The 17,351-nt window shown below is 38.4% G+C and carries 18 protein-coding genes; 11 read left to right on the forward strand and 7 right to left on the reverse strand.

Features of this window, described 5'->3' with window-relative positions; all coding sequences use genetic code 11:
- Positions 1-58: 58 nt before the first annotated feature.
- Positions 59-481 (reverse strand): hypothetical protein, encoded by a 423-nt coding sequence (locus tag AC1M9F_RS09585; protein WP_481591597.1) that lies wholly within the window; start codon positions 479-481, stop codon positions 59-61.
- 158 nt (positions 482-639) lie between these two features.
- On the opposite strand from AC1M9F_RS09585, the gene AC1M9F_RS09590 reads away from it, so the two are divergent.
- The 3 genes from AC1M9F_RS09590 to AC1M9F_RS09600 all read left to right on the forward strand — a co-directional run bounded on the left by AC1M9F_RS09590 (position 640) and on the right by AC1M9F_RS09600 (position 3,048).
- Positions 640-891: a hypothetical protein gene (locus AC1M9F_RS09590; RefSeq protein WP_481596341.1), complete on the forward strand. Its 252-nt coding sequence runs from the start codon at positions 640-642 to the stop codon at positions 889-891.
- 201 nt (positions 892-1,092) lie between these two features.
- Complete coding sequence (locus AC1M9F_RS09595; protein ID WP_481597641.1) at positions 1,093-2,772, forward strand: mechanosensitive ion channel; 1,680 nt, start codon at positions 1,093-1,095, stop codon at positions 2,770-2,772.
- Positions 2,773-2,838: 66 nt separating this feature from the next.
- Positions 2,839-3,048 carry a hypothetical protein gene (locus AC1M9F_RS09600; protein ID WP_481597642.1) on the forward strand — a complete coding sequence of 70 codons (210 nt, stop codon included), beginning with the start codon at positions 2,839-2,841 and terminating at the stop codon, positions 3,046-3,048.
- Between the two features lie 120 nt (positions 3,049-3,168).
- Here the strand turns inward: AC1M9F_RS09600 and AC1M9F_RS09605 are convergent, their stop codons facing one another.
- Positions 3,169-4,368 carry a BaiN/RdsA family NAD(P)/FAD-dependent oxidoreductase gene (locus tag AC1M9F_RS09605; RefSeq protein WP_481597643.1) on the reverse strand — a complete coding sequence of 400 codons (1,200 nt, stop codon included), beginning with the start codon at positions 4,366-4,368 and terminating at the stop codon, positions 3,169-3,171.
- 102 nt (positions 4,369-4,470) lie between these two features.
- Positions 4,471-5,331, reverse strand: coding sequence for a 1-aminocyclopropane-1-carboxylate deaminase/D-cysteine desulfhydrase (locus AC1M9F_RS09610; protein WP_481597644.1), 861 nt, complete (start codon positions 5,329-5,331; stop codon positions 4,471-4,473).
- A 144-nt stretch (positions 5,332-5,475) separates the two neighbouring features.
- On the opposite strand from AC1M9F_RS09610, the gene AC1M9F_RS09615 reads away from it, so the two are divergent.
- From AC1M9F_RS09615 to AC1M9F_RS09625, 3 genes are all read left to right on the forward strand, one after another.
- A complete protein-coding gene (locus AC1M9F_RS09615; protein ID WP_035267295.1) occupies positions 5,476-5,670 on the forward strand; it encodes an NF038215 family lipoprotein in 195 nt (64 codons plus the stop codon).
- A 187-nt stretch (positions 5,671-5,857) separates the two neighbouring features.
- Complete coding sequence (locus AC1M9F_RS09620; protein ID WP_180028051.1) at positions 5,858-6,481, forward strand: LysE family translocator; 624 nt, start codon at positions 5,858-5,860, stop codon at positions 6,479-6,481.
- Positions 6,482-6,614: 133 nt separating this feature from the next.
- Positions 6,615-7,733, forward strand: a complete 1,119-nt coding sequence (locus tag AC1M9F_RS09625) for a DUF6670 family protein (RefSeq protein ID WP_481597645.1) — start codon at positions 6,615-6,617, stop codon at positions 7,731-7,733.
- A gap of 61 nt (positions 7,734-7,794) precedes the next feature.
- On the opposite strand, the gene AC1M9F_RS09630 is transcribed toward AC1M9F_RS09625, so the two are convergent.
- Both AC1M9F_RS09630 and AC1M9F_RS09635 read right to left on the reverse strand, forming a co-directional pair.
- Positions 7,795-8,151, reverse strand: coding sequence for a hypothetical protein (locus AC1M9F_RS09630; RefSeq protein WP_481597646.1), 357 nt, complete (start codon positions 8,149-8,151; stop codon positions 7,795-7,797).
- Between the two features lie 74 nt (positions 8,152-8,225).
- The gene (locus AC1M9F_RS09635; RefSeq protein ID WP_481597647.1) at positions 8,226-9,194 is read right to left on the reverse strand and encodes an MBL fold metallo-hydrolase; all 969 of its coding nucleotides are present in this window, start codon (positions 9,192-9,194) and stop codon (positions 8,226-8,228) included.
- Positions 9,195-9,311: 117 nt separating this feature from the next.
- Between AC1M9F_RS09635 and AC1M9F_RS09640 the strand changes: the two genes are divergently transcribed.
- Complete coding sequence (locus AC1M9F_RS09640) at positions 9,312-10,340, forward strand: hypothetical protein (RefSeq protein WP_481597648.1); 1,029 nt, start codon at positions 9,312-9,314, stop codon at positions 10,338-10,340.
- A 285-nt stretch (positions 10,341-10,625) separates the two neighbouring features.
- On the opposite strand, the gene metG is transcribed toward AC1M9F_RS09640, so the two are convergent.
- Complete coding sequence (metG, locus tag AC1M9F_RS09645; protein WP_481597649.1) at positions 10,626-12,683, reverse strand: methionine--tRNA ligase; 2,058 nt, start codon at positions 12,681-12,683, stop codon at positions 10,626-10,628.
- A 120-nt stretch (positions 12,684-12,803) separates the two neighbouring features.
- Between metG and AC1M9F_RS09650 the strand changes: the two genes are divergently transcribed.
- From AC1M9F_RS09650 to AC1M9F_RS09660, 3 genes are all read left to right on the forward strand, one after another.
- The gene (locus AC1M9F_RS09650) at positions 12,804-14,048 is read left to right on the forward strand and encodes a PDDEXK family nuclease (RefSeq protein WP_481597650.1); all 1,245 of its coding nucleotides are present in this window, start codon (positions 12,804-12,806) and stop codon (positions 14,046-14,048) included.
- Positions 14,041-14,847 carry a hypothetical protein gene (locus AC1M9F_RS09655; RefSeq protein WP_481597651.1) on the forward strand — a complete coding sequence of 269 codons (807 nt, stop codon included), beginning with the start codon at positions 14,041-14,043 and terminating at the stop codon, positions 14,845-14,847. The genes AC1M9F_RS09650 and AC1M9F_RS09655 overlap by 8 nt, the downstream gene beginning before the upstream one ends.
- Before the next feature lie 148 nt (positions 14,848-14,995).
- Positions 14,996-15,346: a hypothetical protein gene (locus AC1M9F_RS09660; protein ID WP_180028057.1), complete on the forward strand. Its 351-nt coding sequence runs from the start codon at positions 14,996-14,998 to the stop codon at positions 15,344-15,346.
- A gap of 40 nt (positions 15,347-15,386) precedes the next feature.
- Here the strand turns inward: AC1M9F_RS09660 and AC1M9F_RS09665 are convergent, their stop codons facing one another.
- A complete protein-coding gene (locus tag AC1M9F_RS09665; RefSeq protein WP_180028058.1) occupies positions 15,387-15,665 on the reverse strand; it encodes a hypothetical protein in 279 nt (92 codons plus the stop codon).
- 376 nt (positions 15,666-16,041) lie between these two features.
- Between AC1M9F_RS09665 and apbC the strand changes: the two genes are divergently transcribed.
- Positions 16,042-17,325, forward strand: a complete 1,284-nt coding sequence (gene apbC, locus AC1M9F_RS09670) for an iron-sulfur cluster carrier protein ApbC (RefSeq protein WP_481597652.1) — start codon at positions 16,042-16,044, stop codon at positions 17,323-17,325.
- Positions 17,326-17,351 lie beyond the last annotated feature (26 nt).

The following is a 17,351-nucleotide window of genomic DNA, read 5'->3' on the forward strand; positions in this document are numbered from 1 at the left end:
AAAAACCTCCATCTCGGAGGTTTTTTTCTAAATTACATAGGAATACTATGCGGCATACTTAATGGACAAACATATCCATAAATTCACGAATCTCTTGAATCGCAGTATCGACATCACTCGTGAGCCAAGTCGGTTCAAATAAACCTGCATAATGTTCCAAACGATCGTGTGGAACCACTAAACGAATTGGGCATTCTTCTTCGAGTAAACGCCAAGGAATAATGGGTACTTCATTATCTAAGAAGCAAGCGATGTTACGAATGTCGATGATCATGCCGTTGACACATTCAGGAAAGGGCATCACCGAAAACTCTTCAGTGCGACGGCGGAAATACTCTAAGTCACCCCACTTCAGCACATAGCTTGGTTTCGTAAACTCAATAATTCCAATCAAATGCCCATCACGGGTATGATGCAAAGAACAGGCATGAGTGACATCTGTGTCTAAATCTAAAGAGACACTTTGTCGGCGATAGGTCATACAGATCGACAATAAAAATGAGGAGGGTGCATATTATACTCTATTTTGCATCACAGCTCATGTGCTTTGATCAGTACGAATTGATAATGTTTTTTCACACAAAACAACATGATAGATTGCTAGTATAAAAAATCATCAAAATACATAAGAGGGGCATCATGGTAGATCAATCCAATCATCCGACCCATAATGATCAAAAGAAGAAAAGTAAGATCCCAGTGTATATTCTGATTATCGTTGGTATTTTTTTAGCAGCCTTCATTTTCTATATGCTCGCTGATCGTGAACCAACACCAGGTCAAATTCCTGCTGATACGAGTATTCCTGCAACTCAAGATAATGCAGATACAGCAACGGCAACAGATTCAGCAGTGGATAATACCGTTACTGCGGTCGCAAACGATCAATAAACCACTACACTTTTCATGTTTAAACCCAGCTTAGGCTGGGTTTTTTCTTGATTTGCAACAATGTGTTGTATTTATGATGCTTTGAGTTGATTAAAAAATATTCGAAATTTATGGTGTGATGACGCGATCGAAAAATGATCTAGGGAAAAGAATTAAATCAATCGTAATTCAGAACACTTAACATAAGAAGAGGCGTAACCAATGAATGATGAATATAACGGCTTCACTCGAAATGGGGGCTTTGATGCAATGTATTATTGGGAGCAATTCCAACCAATTATTGCTGCAGTGGCCATTTTACTCATAGGATGGATCATCGCTTTAATCGTTGCCGCAGGGGTTAAGAAGGTACTTGCAAAATTAAATACCAATCAAAAATTGAGTAGCGCGACAGGACATCGCTCAAATATAGAAAATATCATCTCCAGAGTCGTTTTCTGGCTGATCCTCATTATTGCTGTTATCGGTTCACTCAACGTTTTAAACCTGACCAGTGTGAGTGGTCCGTTTAGTAATATGGTTCAACAATTCTTACTATTTATCCCACAATTATTGGCTGCGGTAGCAGTTGGTTTTATTGGATGGATCGTAGCAAATTTAGTCAAAGTTGGATTAACTCGACTACTCAGTCGTACACAATTGGATGAAAAGCTCAGTCAAGACGTTGGTGTGAGCTCATTTAGCCAAAATATCAGTGAAATTGTTTACTGGCTCATTTTATTGCTGTTCTTACCGATCGTGCTGTCTATTTTGGGCTTAAATGGTTTGTTATATCCAGTTCAGAATATGGTGACTGAAGCCGTTGCATACTTGCCGAATATCTTTATGGCAGGTGTGATTTTATTTGTTGGTTACATTTTGGCAAAAATTGTACGCGGTATTGTCGAAGGACTACTTTCAAGTTTGAATGTTCAACAGCAAGCTGAAAAAATCGGAGTTTTTAAAAATTCCAATCTGCCTAAGCTATTAGGATCATTTGTATTTGCCTTAGTAATCATTACTTCACTGATTATTGCGTTTGAGGCTTTGGGTATAGACGCGATTTCACAACCAGCAACAGCAATGTTGTATGAAATTATGAATGCAATTCCGCATATCATCGCAGCAGGTTTAATCCTGATCATTGCTTATGTGGTCTCACGTTTCGTATCTAATCTTGTAGTTGAAGTAATCGCTGGGACAGGTATTGATAACATTCCTCAAAAGCTCGATATGCAACGCTTTTTGGGTCAAACCAAAATATCAAAAGTTGTCGGTCATTTGATTGTATTCTTCACCATGCTCTTTGCGGTGTCTGAAGCTGCGAATCGTTTGGGCTTCGATCAAATTAGTGATTTGATTGCGATGTTCATTTATTTCGGAGCGAATGTACTTTTAGGTGCAGTTATCCTCGTCATTGGTTTCTGGTTAGCAAATCTTGTTGCCAATGTGGTGAAGCGTGGTGAGACCAATAGCGCACATTGGTTAGCGAATCTTGTCCGAGTACTGATCATTGGTTTAGTCGTGGCAATGGGCTTGCGTGCAATGGGAATCGCTGACTCAATCGTAAACTTAGCCTTTGGATTAACACTTGGAGCGGTTGCTGTCGCTTTTGCGCTTGCTTTTGGTCTAGGTGGTCGCCAACCTGCAGAGCGATTGTTGACTGACTTAATCGATAAAGCGAAATCTGACGCGAATAAGCCAAGACCAAATCAGCCTGAACAAGTCACTCCACCACTTACTGAGCAAATGGATGCTTCAACTGTTGCGGAAGAATATCAAGACGAAGACATTCCACCCACGCAAATTGATGTAGAGGCACCAACTCAACCATTGAATAATCGTTATGGATCTACAGGAGAGTCGGATCAAAATACACCATCAAAAAATGACCCTAAATAACATGTAAATTTGTGTCAGGATCAGTCAGCATGGTTTGGCTGATCCTCATGAAAAAGAGTAAAAATTATGAGTAAGAAATTTAATAAATTATTCGCCCCAATAGTGATTGCGGGTATCACCGTGGGTTTTTTAGCAAGCGCTTACCGCTTTGTTTTTGCAAATTCAAAAGCTACTGAAAACAACAGACTCAATACACCATCTATTGATGATGTAGTAACAGATCCAACCACACAAATGATTGATTCATCTGATACCAACGCCCAAAGACCCTCATAAATTACTTCCTTTAGAAAAGATAAATCAATAATGAAGCATTCGATTGATCAATAGGGACGATATTCAAAGAGGGCAAAGGATGCCCCCTTTAATGAAAAAATGAACAATACTCGTTGTTAATTAGACATACTCAGATGCGGCATGTGCAGATGACCAAGCCCATTGAAAGTTAAATCCACCTAAATGGCCAGTTACATCGAGTATTTCACCGACGAAGAAAAGTCCTTTTTGCTTTTTACTTTCCATTGTTTTTGAGGAAACTTCAGTGGTATCAACTCCACCTAAAGTCACCTCAGCCGTACGGTATCCTTCAGTCCCAGAAGGTTTAACTTCAAATGCATGAAGGCGCTGGGCAATCGTCTCTAACTTCTCATCACTGATATTACCGATTGATATTTCAGCTTGATCCATCCAAATCAACTGTTGCAATTCAACTACGACACTCTTGGGTAAGTGTTCAGCGAGTAAGGTGCGGAGTAACACTTTAGGTTGATTTTGTTTTCTAGTTTTAAAAAAATCCAAGAGATCAAGACTCGGTAAAAAGTCGACTTTAAAACTTTGACCCACATCCCAATAGTTTGAGAGCTGTAAAGAACTTGGACCACTTAAACCACGGTGCGTAAACAAGAGTGCTTCAGTAAAGCTATTGAGATGATTGCTTAATGTCGCTTCAACAGCATTGCCACTGAGTCGTGTCGTCACTTCTTTGAAACCATCAGAAAAAGTAAAGGGGACTAGACCTGCACGAGTCGGATAAACATAGTGTCCAAATTGCTTAGCAATCTCATAGCCAATGCCTGAGCCTCCAAGCGTCGGAATTGAGAGACCACCAGATGCGACCACGACAGATTCAACTTCAAAATAACCTAAATTGGTTGCTACTTGAAAACCGTGCTCCTCAAGGGCGTTGACGGCTTTCACCCCGCAACTGGTTTTGATGTCGACTAGACCAGTTTTGTCACATTCAGCAAGTAACATGGCTAAGATTTCTTTCGCACCGTTGAGGGTAAAGAGCTGACCGTGTTTACGTTCTTCGTATTCAATGCCATATTCGCAGACCAAGCCAATGAAATCCCAATTGGTATAACGAGTGAGTGCTGAGATAACAAAATGCGGGTTATGTGAAATATAGTTGTCAGGCTCAACATACAGATTGGTAAAGTTACATTTACCGCCACCTGACATGAGAATTTTTTTCCCCACTTTATTGGATTTTTCAACCACCACGACACGACGCCCACGTTGAGCAGCCATATATGCGGTCATTAAACCAGATGCACCCGCACCTATTACTAAAACATCGTATTGCTTGGAAGACATGAAAATAATCAAAAAACGAAACAGCGCAATTATAACGGTAAATTAAGATGAACTGAGCATTATCGGATTAATTCAAGCGAACAGCAGCAGAAGCAAGATCAACTAAATCGTTCGACCTTGAAGCCCGCCCGAATGAATGACTAAAACTTTAGCGTTTTTGGGGAAATAGTTTTGTTGTATAAGATCATGAATGCCAAACATCATTTTTCCGGTATAGACTTGTTCAAGTGGAATACGGTATTCATATTCAAACTTTTCAATAAATTGAATCAGTTCAGGTCGGGTTTTGGCATAGCCTCCGAAGCAATAATCATCAGTGATATCCCAGTTGTTTTTACCCGTCAGTTGTTTTACTTCATCATTCAGAAAATTGCCTTTTAACGCAGAAAATCCAATAATTTTTTGATGGTTTAAACTGCGTTCAATCAATCCTGAAATCGTACCGCCTGTTCCGACAGCACAACAAATGAAGTCAAAGGTCTGATCAGCATCTTTTAAAATTTCTTGAGTGCCCTGAATGGCAAGCGAGTTGGTGCCACCTTCTGGAATTAAATAACTTTCAGGAAAGCGTTGCGCTAAGTGAGCTAAAAACTCAGGATCATTTTTGTGTCGATATGCTTCTCGTGAGATAAAATGCAGCGCCATACCAAAACGTTCTGCGGTGGCGAGGGTGTGATTGCGGGCTGAGTTTTTGAGTTCTTCACCACGAATGATCCCAATAGACTGAAAGCCAAATTGATGCGCAGCAAACGCTGTGGCGGCAATATGATTTGAATAAGCCCCACCAAAAGTCATTACATTTTGAAAGCCTTGACGTTTTGCCTCAATAAAATTGTATTTCAGTTTATAAAACTTATTTCCAGAGATATGTGGATGAATTTGGTCTAAACGGCGAACGGTGATGTTTAAACCGTTTAAAGAAATTTCCTGATCTTGAACCTGTTGGGCAATCGTATCAAACATAGTGCGAGCATTTGGTTTTTTAACAGTATAGCGGATTTCGAATCTTAGCTCTTACTCGGAGAAATTGAAAAACAGTGAAAAAATATGTTTAAAAAATAATCAGAAGTGCTAATCTGAAAGAAAACGGAATTTTGGGAGGGTGGCATGAAGCAATCTCTATCCATTTTATTATTGGGTTTGTTTGTTTTAACGGCCTTAGGCTGTGAGCAGGATTTTCTAAACAAACCCAAAACTGAAGCACGAAGTATGATTATTGCTGGCGTACCTGTACAGGAAAGGGACTATCGTCTGTCTCCGCACGAAACTGCATATAATGAAGCACTGTCAGATGATGATTAGCATGACTTGGCTATTTTTATAAAATCAATTGTATTTAATTTATACAGTAAACTAATTCGCTAAAAATAATGAAATAAATAGTGAATAATTTTAATATTTAAAAAAATCACTCAAATAATTAGGGAAATATTCATAAGGCTTCCAAGTAGAATAACGCGATAAATCAATCATCTACTATGGAATTAATGTGGAATCAATTTGGATTTTAGGTTCGATTGCAGCAGCACTTTTACTGGGCGCAATGAGTCCGGGGCCGACTTCAATCTATGTCGCTAAAAATTCAATCGCTATTTCGCGTAAACATGGTTTATTTACTGCACTGGGAACTGGTCTCGGTGCTGCAATTTTTGGTTTATTGGCAGTATTAGGTTTACAGGCATTCTTACTTGCAGTGCCTTCAGCATATTTGGCTTTGAAAATCTGCGGTGGATTATATTTATTGTTTTTGGCTTATAAAATCATTAAACATGCCAAAGATCCAATCGAAGCTGATCATTCTGCATCGCATCCGATGAGTTTACGACGTGCATTTACCACAGGCTTAATTACTCAATTGTCGAATCCTAAAATTGCCATTGTACTTGCCAGTATTTTCACAGCTTTATTACCCAAAGAGATTCCGTTGTATTTTTACTTTGTGTTACCAATGCTGTGCTTTTTTATCGATGCTGGTTGGTGCTCGTTGGTGGCGGTTGCATTATCAGCGGAAAAGCCGCGTGCGGTATATTTAAAATTTAAGAAAGTATTTGATCGTGGTGCGGGCATTGTGATGTCTGTGCTCGGATTGAAATTGATTTTTGGTGTGAAGTAGATCACATTTTTAATCTTGTCTAACAATTTTTATGATCTGACCTGAATTCACATTTGCCAGTCCTGATCAGCTATAAAGAACTGAGGAGAGGTTGTTTAGGGTGTAAATATCTCTCATTGTTTGTGAGTTTGTTATGTATTCTCTCCTCAGTAGTCATTCCAAAAATAAAAGTCTACAACAAAAGTTCTACTATCAATTGGGTCAAATGGCCAAAAACCTTTTGGGTGCAGTAGAGCCAGAAGAACAAGCACTTTTACCGCGCGAATATAATTTAGACGCGCATGTTTTTCATCGTCAATTCGCGAGTACGCATTATGGAATCATGATTCCAGATTTGCCTGAGCCTTTTCGATATCTGTCCTATGCTTCTGTCATTGGTGATGTCGGTGCGAAGATAACGCATTTACCCAAGTCGATTTCGGGTCTTAGTCCTGAAAATACCGCTACTTTGGTCCATGGAACAGCCTTATCGACAGATGAAGAAGCCTTTCGCATTTATAACATTCAAGAGGAAATTGTATTTCATCAAAAGCCATTTAAGGTTGAGTTTGGTCGAGAATCTTTCCTTGCTGAAATTGAAGGGAGTTATCATCTAGTATCTGAACGTGATGATCTGCAAGTTGATCTTTGGTTAACCCCAACGCCTGCCATTACGTGGTTTGCACATAGCATGTTATATCAGCACTTTAGTGTATTGATGCAATATGAAGGTCATTTCACCCAACATGGAAAACGTGTTGAAGTTAAAGGACTATGTACACTAGAACATTGGAAAGCAGTCTCAAGCTCAATGTTGCCGAGTCCCATTAAACCGACCACAGGATTGGTGCCTTTAGACAGTTTTAGTTATCAAGTCATCAACATAGATGATGAGTCACAATTGGTCTTGGCGTATATCGGTTTTGCAGGTGAACCTACTTATACCGCCGTGTCTTATCGCCATATTGATGGTACTTCTATTCAATATGATGGTGAGGTTGCTTTTCAAGTGATTGCATTAAAGCCTGATCCGAAAATAACACCTGACGGTTTTGAAATGGAGGTGCCTCAGTCTTTTAGATGGATTGCGCATCATCAAGGTGAGAAAGTGTTAGATATTCTTGCGGTGGCAGATACGGAATATTGTTATGGTTTAGCCGCAGGTTATGTGAGTTCTTATCAGTGGAGTGGTTTGCTGAATGGAACTGAACGTAAGGGGCGAGGTTATGTTGAATATATTGACCGAAGACAAAACGTAAATTTAGATACCTAATTTTTGAATTAAATACGCCCATAAAAAAGCCTCTAAACGTATTAGAGGCTTTTTTAAAATCTTATTTCTTACATTCAGGCTGTGAACGGTCAATTACTTGTGTACCTTCTACACGATAACCAATTTGACCAACAATGAATGCTTGATTCAATTGAGTGATCACCACATCAGAAAGAGCCACAGCGCAACGGTTTTTTTCAAAAGCACGATCTACAGCAGTTTTAAAGTTTGGAACCCCCAAAGGGAACAAGACAACTGGGACCTTATCTTCACCTGTTACACGTTCACCTTTCACGAGCTGATTAGAGTTGAGATTATAGTTTTTAGTTGAAGCAACTGTCATATCAGCCATACGAACTGAACTGCCTGTCGCCAATACTGAAGTTGCTGCGATAATTGAAATTAATAATTTTTTCATTAGTTTACCCCCATTTTTAAGCGAGGGAACTTTAAAAAAAATACTTGAAATTTCAACCATTGCATGAATTTAGTTTAATCTTTAAAGTGAACCGGTATCCATTGGTAGCTTTGTCCATCTTTGGAATAAATGTGCCCAAGCCCCGGGAATGGTAAATGCGGTGCTGCAATCAACTGTCCATCTTTGGCATATTCAGCAAAATGTTTTAAACGTGTTTGAATTGCTGTTTGTGGATCAATATCGAACTCAATCGCGGTTTCAGGTTTGTCGAACTGCAAGGTATGCGAATGTACGATATCGCCAATAAACACGACGTCTTGTCCATCAGCTTTCAGTTTAAAACTGTAATGTCCTGGGGTATGACCAAAGGATGGTTTAAATTCGACATCGCCAAAGCGTAAAGATTTGTCTGAAAAGACTTTAATCTGTTTAGCTTTTTCATATGGCGCAAGTGCTGTTTTGATTTTTTCAACTGTTCCTAAAAAGCCTGCTTGCTTATCTTTTGGTAATTTTTTGACCGTATTTGGACTGAGCCAATAGTCATATTCAGTTTTTGACATATGCAGCGTCGCATTTGGATAATTCGCTACGCCGTTGTTTGAAATACCACACACATGGTCAGGGTGTAAGTGAGTGAGGAAGATACCATTCACTTGCGTAGGCTGATAGCCCGATGCTTTGAGGTTGTTATAGATTGAACCTAAGTGTGCGCCAAAGCAGCTTGCAGCACCGCTGTCGACCATCAGCAGTTGGTTGCCTGTATTGATGAGAAAGGCATTGACTGAGGTTTGGATGCCTTTGTCATTGACCGCAGCATATTTTTTTAAAATCTCGGTTTTTTCGCTATCGCTTAAGCCTTTAAACATGGAAGGGTTTAAGTAGTTTGTACCATCGAGTAGGGCGGTGATTTGGGTGTTGCCGATTTGGTGATGGTAGTAGCCCGAAACTTGTTTTTGTTGGGCAATAGTCGGTTCAGTCGCGTAAGTGGTGAGGGCGGTGGTGCTTATGGTGAGTGTGAGGAATAGTGGTTTTAAAGTTTTCATGGGATTCTTTTAAGTTTTAAATACATAGAGTGTTTTTAGCATAATGGTTTTGTTATAACAATTTAACTATTATAACTTCTTTTAAAATTTAAATTTTTATAACTACTTAGGTGAAATATGGAGAATAGATTCTTTAAGGGATTGTCATCTAAGATTGACCGTATTGTTGACTATTTGGAATCAAAAACTGATTCACAAATAGGAGAAATATTCACCCAGCGATTGGTTAAAAGTTCAATTATTGACTCGAAAGCTTATGGGGCACAAATTAGGACAAGTTTTAACAATATTAAGGTTAAAGATGATTATCTAAATCAAGGACTAAATACTTTAACGCAGGAACAAAAAAGTTATTTCTTGAATATTTCATCCGATGAACAGGAGTCAATGAGGTGTCATTTAAGAGCCATATCGGCATTTATAGAAGAATTAAACGATCTGTATGAATCTGATGGTGGCGTATCAGATTTACATAATATTGATATTTCTATCAAAAATAGTTATGACTCGTTTATACACTTTGCTAGATTAAGTGTTTTATCACTTGATTTTTTAAGTCAAAAAATTTCTGATGATTTAAATCCTGCTTTTAAAGAAAAAAATGAACAAGTAAATGCACTTATAAAAGAGTTAAAGCTATACAAGGGGGAAGCTTCTGCAAGAAAGACTAAAGATATCTATAAACAAAAATATGAACTATATTCTTTTAAGCTCAAGGATTATGAAGCATTAGCTTTCATTTTAGTGATTTTAGGATTCGGATTCATTGGATTACAAATTTTGAGTCCCACATTGTGGGATAAAGTTGGACTTACTAATTCACTTATCATTAAAGCTTCTGTAATTGGATTGTTTGCGACTATGTTTACTTATATTTTTAAGCAAATTAGTTTTTATCGAAAAATTTCAGAGCAAGCACATCAGACTTATATGGAGTTAGAAGCTCTACCAGCGTTTCTTAATCATTTACCTGAAGACAAACAAGATGAAATCCGAGCTGATTTAGCAAAACGTTATTTTGGTCAAAATTTATTTGATGCGATAAAAGAAGATTCGATTTCAATTCAGGAACAAGCTAAGGCGAATGCTGAAGTATTAAAATCGACTTCAGCTCTGTTAGACGTTATTAAAAAGCAGAATACCTAACGTTATTTAATAAGTGGTTAGGCGACATGGATGTCGCCGTTCACTTGTGGTACAGGGACGTATCATCAAGTGAACAAGAGATTTTTGTTACTTTTGATCTTTCAAAAGTAAGGCAAGCCTTACGCAAAGATAATATGTTCTATAAAAGTAGAGTGAGGGCGTGATTCAATAAATCCTCTCCCTCTTGCGCGTTATAACGCTCATCCTTTAAAAAAGGAGAGGGAACATAAAGGCATAAAAAAGCCCCTACATCAGTAGAGGCTTCTTCTTATCTTAATCTATCAATTAAGACACTTTATCACCTGGCTTCGCACCAGTTTCAGGTGAAATCACCCAAACACCTTCGCCATTACCCGCAGCTAACACCATACCGTTAGAAATACCAAAACGCATTTTACGTGGTGCAAGGTTTGCTACCATCACCACCAATTTGCCTTTTAAGTCTTCAGGTTGGTAAAACTCACGGATACCACTAAACACGTTACGTGGCTCAGCTTCACCGACATTTAAAGTGAGTTGAAGAAGTTTGTCTGAACCTTCAACTGTAGCCGCTTCCAAAACTTCCGCTACACGTAAATCAACTTTCATAAAGTCTTCAATGCCAATAATTTCAGCCTCGCCAACTTTAGGCTCAGGTTTCTTTTCAGCCTTCTTCTCTTTTTTCTTTTCTGCTTTTGGTGCTTCCGCAGGCGCAGCTAAAGAATCTTTAGATGCATCTACCATTGCAGCAACTGCTTTCGGGTCTACACGTTGCATTAACGGTTGGAACAATGCAATTTCATGCGCAACCAAAACTTGCTTACGAGATTCAAAGTTGAAGCTGTCAAGCTGTAAGAACGCTTGAACTTGCTCTGCCAATGTTGGCAACACAGGTGCAAGGTAAACCGCCAATTGACGGAATAGGTTAATACCCACTGAACACACATCATGAACTTGTTGTTCTTCACCTTCAATCTTCGCTAAAGCCCAAGGCTTTTTCTCATCGATGTATTGGTTGGCTTTATCTGCAAGCGCCATGATTTCACGAATGGCGGTTGAGAATTCACGTGATTCGTATGCTTGCGCAATTGAATCACCAGCATCAATAAAGCTTTGAACCAACTCAGGCTCTGCACAAGTCGCAGACAATTTATTGTCAAATTTCGTGTTAATGAATTTCGCACAACGACTTGCGATGTTCACCACTTTACCAACAAGGTCAGAATTCACTTTTTGAACGAAATCATCAAGGTTTAAGTCAGAATCTTCAACTTTGTCAGAAAGTTTAGACGCAAAGTAGTAACGTAAATATTCAGGGTTTAAATGCTCTAAATAGGTTTCGGCTTTAATGAACGTACCACGAGATTTAGACATCTTCTGACCATTCACAGTCAAGAAACCATTCACGAATAAGCTTGTCGGTGTACGGTAGTTTGCACCTTCAAGCATTGCAGGCCAGAACAATGCGTGGAAATACACGATGTCTTTACCAATGAAGTGATAGACTTCATTTTTAGAATCTTTTTTCCAATAATCATCAAAGCTTAAATCAGGACGTTTAGTTTTGATGTAATTTTCAAAGCTCGACATATAGCCGATTGGCGCATCCACCCAAACGTAGAAGTATTTGTTTGGCGCATCTGGAATTTCAAAACCAAAATATGGCGCATCACGAGAAATATCCCAATCCGACAAACCTGCTTCAAACCATTCATCTAATTTGTTAGCAATCGACACAGGTAAACGACCTTCGTCACGTGTCCATTTTTGTAGGTATTCACCAAAGTTAGGCAGTTTAAAGAAGTAGTGATCTGAAGATTTCTCAACAGGAGTTGCACCGCTTAAAGTTGATTTTGGATTGAGTAATTCTGTTGCGTTGTAGGTTGTACCACATACTTCGCATGAGTCGCCGTATTGATCTTCCGCTTTACATTTCGGGCATGTGCCTTTAATAAAACGGTCAGACAAGAACATGCCTTTTTCAGGGTCGAATAATTGCGTTACAGGGCGTACTGCAATGTTGCCTGCTTCACGGTTTTTGATATAAATCTCAGAAGCGCGAGCTTGGTTTTCAGCGCTGTTGGTTGAGTCGTAGTGATCGAAATCAACCTTGAAGCCGGCAAAGTCACGCTCATGTTCTTTTTGCACATTGGCAATTTGCTGTTCTGGAGTAATGCCATTCGCTTCAGCACGTAGCATAATTGCTGTGCCGTGAGCATCGTCCGCGCAGACATAAGTCACGTTATGACCCATTGCACGCATCGCACGTACCCAAATATCTGCTTGGATATAACCGAGTAAGTGACCCATATGGATCGGGCCATTGGCGTATGGAAGGGCGTTAGTGACTAAGATATTACGCACGGATATGACTCTCTCATTCGTATATTATGCAAGGTGCATGATTTTACCTGATGCGCGAGGGAATACAAAGTAAAGGTTTATGCTAACCTTAAATAGAAATAGTTAATCAATAGAAATTATATGAGCATATTTTCTTTAAAAAATGGACAGTTAAATCAAGTTGCTACTACTAATTTCGCTAGTGAGTCGATCCTAGAACGTCAAGATTTACAGAAAGCAATACAACAAAATATTAGTGTGGTAGCACCAAATTGCTTAATTTTGGCAGAAGAATATGCTGAATGGGATTCTTCACGTAAACGAATAGATCTACTAGCAATTGATCAGCAAGCAAATTTAGTAATTATTGAACTAAAACGTACAGATTCTGGTGATCATATGGAGCTACAAGCTCTCCGTTATGCTTCAATGATTTCGACTATGACACTTGAACATGCGGTAGATGTTTATCGAAATTATAAACATAAAAATGGTGATATTGATTTAACAAAGGAAGAAGCACTAGCAGATTTGGAAAACTTCGTAGAAATTGAATTAGATGAAACTAATTTTGGCAATGATGTTCGAATAGTTTTAGTTTCGGCTGACTTTTCCAAAGAATTGACTACATCTGTTATTTGGTTGAATGAACGTGATCTTGATATAACATGTGTAAGAATGAAGCCATACAAATTTGAAGATAATATTTTATTAGATATTCAACAAGTTATACCTTTACCAGAGGCAAAAGATTATCAGGTTAAAGCACAGAAAAAAGCTGAAGAAAGAAGAGAAAAACAGAAAAGTATAGCTGTAAGAGATAATTCAAGATATTTATTTAATGGTAAAGAATTAAATAAGCGGAAATTAGTATTAGAAATCATACATGAACATATTAAAAATAAAGGCATAACATCATATAGACAGCTTTTAGAGGAATTTCCCCAAGATCTAAGGAAAGGAAAGAAACTTTTTAGAGAGTTCAATGATGCATTTACAAATGAATCTTCAAGATATTTCATGAACGAATACGAAGTTCTTAATTTGGAAGAAGGAAAATTTGTAATTTCTAATCAGTGGGGGATTGGTAATATTCAATCTATTTTAGATAAAGCCGATTCTTTGGGATATGAAATAAATATCATCAATGAAAATGCTGTAATAGTTCAAGAGGTATTTTATCAAGACTATTGTATTCAAAAATTTTCCAATAAAACGATTACTATCCTTAAAAACAAAGTTATACAGACGCCAGTGAAGCCGATTTTAATAAATTTAGCGAGAGAAATTGATATAAATACAAAAAACAGTAGAGGTAATGATAAAAATACAAGAACATTAGGGGCTGATATCCTCGAAAAATTGAGTGAAATGAAAAATGTATGAGTTGGAAGATGATTTAGAGTTCAATCAACCTGTAAAACGCATCAAATCGAATGTGCAGGGCTTACCAACTCTGGGTAAGCAAATTCTTAATCAGGCACAGGATTATCTTGATCAAATCTCACAAGGCGAACATACACTTTTAGTCAATCATTTACGTGAACTTGCCCAGCAAGATGAATATTTTAATGTGCTTGCCGATCAGTTGGATCAACCTGTCGGTTCGAAAGTTGCCAATGATGCGTTAAATCTGATGCGCTTTTGGCAACAAATTCATGCTTATGAAGATGTGCAAAGTTTTAACTTACTTGATGTTATTAACACTGAAGCTTTTCAAAAAGATGTGTTGACCGCTTTCGATGCTATGCAGATCGATGAGCAGAATAAAGCCTTGCGTCGTCCTGTGATTATCGAAGCTTTTAAAATGTATAAACTCGGCTGTTATGCAGGTTGTGTGCCTTTACTCTATGCACAGTTGGAAGGGCTGTTGACAGATGTACTGATTCAACAAGCATTCTTAAAACAAAACGGCACCAAGTTTGTCGATGTTTATAAAATTGTACCGGGTTTGAAAGGCAATGAAATTAAGAGCCTTTGGCATAAATCTAAGATAGCCATTGAGCTTAATCCATACTTTGCAGAACTCGCGGCTTATAAAATGGATTCAAGCTCGAGTGTGACCGCGACACGTCATAATATTTTGCATGGCACGGATGTCGAGCATTTCACACAAGCACGAAGCTTTATTTTATTTATTTGGTTGTTTTCTGCATTGAACTTTATGTCGAGTATTCGCTCCTAAATTCATCATTTTAAACTCAAAAGTTACAGCGTAGTGGTGTTCTACATCATCATGTGAGAAATTGTAGTGATTCGAAACATTTACGATGAGCACTGCAAATCTTCGATATAACTTAGATTCACTATCAAAGCGATAAAGAGGATTGAAGATGTCGAATAATAAAATTGATGACTTAAAAAACAAAGCTTCAGAACTCGGCGATGATCTGAAATTGAAGGCGAAGGAAGCTGAGCTGAAAGGCGAGAAAGCATTGGATCAAGTGAAGCATGGTGCAGCAGAAGCCAAGCTTGAAGGTGAAAAAAAACTGAATGATCTAAAACATGATACGGAGCAACATTCTTCTGAAGCGCATTCAACTTTAGATGATTTAAAACATAAAGCGGTAGATTTGAAAGAGCAAGCAGCAGATAAATTGCATGACCTGAAAGATCAGGCGAGTGATAAATTTGCGGATCTTAAAGCAAAAGCATCAGAGAAAATTGATCAACTGAAAAAGTAAATTGATCACAAAAAAGCTCATCATCAGATGAGCTTTTTTTTTAATCTTTTCTAATCCATTCGATTTTTCTAATTTCATTATTCACCACAGTAAACGTGTAAATCAGATCATGAAATTCGTAGGTATAGCTATAAGCCGTAAAACGATTTTTTCCTTCTTTCCATTCATAATGTTGAGTTGAAGTCGGCGTCTGCTTCATGTGTGATCTTAGTTTTGCATAAGAGTCACCTAAGCTGATGATTTGTCCTGAAGGAGTACGAAAACTTCGGGATTCATTGGCGGCATAGCCTAAAGTTGGTAGAAGGAGTATTGTGCTCATTAAGGCAGTTATTGAGCGTGTTTTTAATTTAAGTTTCAGATTTCTTTGTTTTAAAGACATATCGAAGTGTTATCTTGGTTTTATATTCTTTTCAATTTTAATTTGAAAAATTCTCTATTGTGTTGCTATTTGTTGAAAGCATGAATCACTTGCAACATGAATCAAGGCGTTTAACAGTGAAATCAAGTTTATAGCCTGTATCAATGACAACATTCGCAATACGCCAATAAAAATAATAAAAAAGCTGACTAATTTAGTTGGAATTCGACTAACATATTTCTAATCAAACGGGGATCAATATATTGTTGCTTAACCTTGTTGATATTTCTCGTTAAACTATTCCTTTATCAGTTTCTGTCCAGACTTGGAGTACGGTATGTCGTGGCTTTCTTCACTCAAATCTGTTTTTTCACCCTCAAAGGAGGTGAATGAAGAGGCTGTACAACACGTATTACAACACTACGTTTTGCCGAATTCTGACAATTTTTTGAAAGATCGAATCACACAGGTCAATGTTGAAGGTGATGTACTGCAAATTACCATTAATACCGTGCCAAGTGAAAAAGATCAGTTACAGCAAATTCACGATGAACTTGCTGATGCTTTGGAAAAGTGTGGGATTAAAGAGCTGAATATGCATGTCATTCAGCAAAAAACAGGAAGTCATGCTCAACAACAAGGTGGTTGTGGGCACAACCATGCAGCAGGTGAAAGCTGTTCAAACAAAAAAGCCGAAGCCCCAAAATCCAATCTACCTCCTGTTGTAGATGCATCTGCAAGCCAAGATGCGGTAAAACAAGCGAATGCGAATTACCAACCTCAACAAGAAGAAGCACCGATTCAAAAAGCTGCACCACAGCAACGTGATGTACCTAAGCATCCACGTATCCAGAACGTGATTTTAGTTTCGTCAGGTAAAGGTGGTGTAGGCAAATCAACCACTACGGTCAATTTAGCTCTGGCATTACAAAAGCTCGGGCTGAAAGTAGGTGTATTGGATGCAGATATCTATGGTCCAAGTATCCCAACGATGCTTGGCAATGCCGGTAAAACCCCAATGATCGAGGCAGAACATTTTGTACCGTTGGATGCTTTTGGTATGGCGGTGTTGTCAATTGGTCATCTGACAGGAGATCACAATACTCCTGTGGCTTGGCGTGGTCCAAAAGCAACAGGCGCATTGATGCAACTGTTCAACCAAACCCTTTGGCCTGATCTTGATGTATTGATGATCGACATGCCACCAGGAACAGGAGATATTCAATTAACTCTGGCACAACGTATTCCAGTGACTGGTGCAGTGATCGTGACGACACCGCAAAACGTGGCACTGATGGATGCGACCAAAGGTATTGAATTGTTTAACCGCGTTCAAATTCCTGTGATGGGGGTGGTGGAAAATATGTCGACACATATTTGTTCAAACTGTGGCCATGAAGAGCAAATCTTCGGTACTGGTGGTGGTGATAAGTTATCGGAACAATACGGTATTCCATTACTTGGACGTTTACCATTGAATGCGAAAATCCGAGAGCATGCCGATGAAGGTAAACCATCTGTATTGATTGGTGATGATGCAGCAGATAGTTATATTGAAATTGCACAGAAGATTGCAGCTGCATTGCCTAAAGCTGAAAAAGATAAAAGTCGGATTTTCTAAGTATTTGAAAAGACTCGATGTTAAAC

This window comes from Acinetobacter sp. ANC_7504 (genome assembly GCF_056779995.1).